Origin of the sequence: Corallococcus terminator (assembly GCF_003611635.1) — a bacterium.
In the GTDB taxonomy this organism is placed as follows: Bacteria; Myxococcota; Myxococcia; order Myxococcales; family Myxococcaceae; genus Corallococcus; species Corallococcus terminator.
In genome coordinates this window covers 1-1,841 of sequence record NZ_RAVZ01000647.1, presented here as the reverse complement: position 1 = coordinate 1,841, position 1,841 = coordinate 1, and the positions used below count along the sequence as shown (strand labels likewise).

At 67.0% G+C, this 1,841-nt stretch carries 3 protein-coding genes; 2 read left to right on the top strand and 1 reads right to left on the bottom strand.

Annotated elements, in window-relative coordinates; all coding sequences use genetic code 11:
- A partial coding sequence (locus D7V88_RS41130) for a tRNA (cytidine(34)-2'-O)-methyltransferase (RefSeq protein ID WP_120545911.1) occupies positions 1 to 350 on the bottom strand: 350 nt, incomplete at its 3' end.
- Between the two features lie 17 nt (positions 351 to 367).
- Between D7V88_RS41130 and D7V88_RS41125 the strand changes: the two genes are divergently transcribed.
- Together D7V88_RS41125 and D7V88_RS41120 are read left to right on the top strand one after the other, a co-directional pair.
- Positions 368 to 736 carry a DUF192 domain-containing protein gene (locus D7V88_RS41125; protein WP_120545910.1) on the top strand — a complete coding sequence of 123 codons (369 nt, stop codon included), beginning with the start codon at positions 368 to 370 and terminating at the stop codon, positions 734 to 736.
- A 143-nt stretch (positions 737 to 879) separates the two neighbouring features.
- Positions 880 to 1,644, top strand: coding sequence for a Stp1/IreP family PP2C-type Ser/Thr phosphatase (locus tag D7V88_RS41120; protein ID WP_120545909.1), 765 nt, complete (start codon positions 880 to 882; stop codon positions 1,642 to 1,644).
- The last annotated feature ends 197 nt before the right edge of the window (positions 1,645 to 1,841 follow it).

The following is a 1,841-nucleotide window of genomic DNA, read 5'->3' as shown; positions in this document are numbered from 1 at the left end:
ACCTCCGGCAACAGGCCTGTTACCTCCGAGCCGAACACCAGGTGGTCCCCCGCCTGGAACCGGGCCGCGTAGAGCGACGTCTGGGCCCGGGCGGAGAACAGCCACCGCCGGGCCGCCGGGTACTCCGCCACATAGGCGTCGTAGGTCGGGTACAGCTTCAGGAACACCTTGTCCCAGTAGTCCAGCCCCGCCCGCTTGAGGTTCTTGTCGTCGATGGAGAACCCCAGGGGCTCCACCAGGATGAGCCGGCAGCCCGTCACCGCGCACAGTCGGGCCACGTTGCCCGTGTTGGGCGGAATCTGGGGGGAGACCAGGACCAGGTGCAGGGGGGACGCCAGGGGCTCAAGCATGGGGTAGAACACGGGACATGCACTGGAGGGTGACCAACGAAACGCGGCAGCGGCTGCTCGCGGACAACGCCGAACGGGCCGAGTCCTTCGTCGAGCGCTTCCAGGGCCTCATGGGCCGCGCCTCGCTGCCGATGGGGGCCGGGATGCACATCGAGCCCTGCAACTCCATCCACACGTTCTTCATGCGCATCCCCATCGACGTCGCCTTCCTGGACGCGGAAGGGCGCATCGTCAAGCAACTGTCCGCGCTTCCCCCCTGGCGTGCCACCTCCATCTACCGCCGGGCCCGCTCGGTCCTGGAGCTGCCCTCGGGCGTCCTCCTGGCCAGCGGCACCCAGGAGGGCGACCGGCTGGTGTTCGCGCCAGCGGAGACTGTTATCTCCTGAAAGGCCAACGCCCTCTTCGCCTCCCCGCCCACCCACACCCGGAGGGTGGGGACTTCATCGACGAGAGCTTTTTGACCCCTTTCCGACCGCTTTGTTAACGTCGCGGCCCGATTTTCACGCCTCTCCCGGAAGAGTCCCCACGCATGCGCATCGAGGTCGCCGGCAGCACCCACGTCGGGATGAAGCGGAACCACAACGAGGACAACTACCTCGTGCTCACCGAGGAGAACCTCGTGGTCGTGGCGGACGGCATGGGCGGTCACTCGTCCGGTGAGATCGCCAGCCGCATCGCGGTGGACGAGCTGGGTGAGTTCTTCCGCATGACGTCCAAGGACCAGGACGCCACCTGGCCGTTCAAGATGGACAAGCAGCGCAACTACGATGAGAACCGGCTGTCCACCGGCATCAAGCTGGCCAACGCCCGCATCTTCGAGCGCGCCACCGTGGACACCAAGTACAAGGGCATGGGCACCACCATCGTGTCCGTGCACTTCGCGGACAGCGCGGTCTACGTGGGCCACGTGGGCGACAGCCGGGTGTACTTCTTCCGCGGCGGCATCCTCCAGCAGGTGACGGAAGACCACTCGCTGCTCAACGACTACCTCAAGGCGAAGAAGCTCTCACCGGAGGAGATTGAAAACTTCCCCCACAAGAACGTCATCGTGCGCGCGCTGGGGATGAAGGAGCAGGTGCAGGTGGACGTCACCCGCGTGGATCCGCTGGAGAACGACGTCTTCCTGCTGTGCTCGGACGGCCTGAGCGGCATGGTCACCGACGCGCAGATGCAGGACATCCTGTCGCGCACGCCAGAGCTGGAGAAGGCGTGCGGCCAGCTCATCGACCTGGCCAACGCGGCGGGCGGCAACGACAACGTCACCTGCGTGCTCGCGCGCTACCACGCCGCCTGAAGCCCATGACAAGGGCCCGGCCTCCCAAACAGGAGGACGGGCCCCGTCAGCGAAGGCCCGAAGCCTTTAGCGCCCCGAAAGCGAAGCGGGCACCCGGTGCGGGCCCCACGCGAGCACCTCGGTGAGCACCTCACCGGGCGCCACCTGCGTCTCCTCGAACACGGCGCAGCGCTCCAGCCGAGCCCCCTGCCCCACCC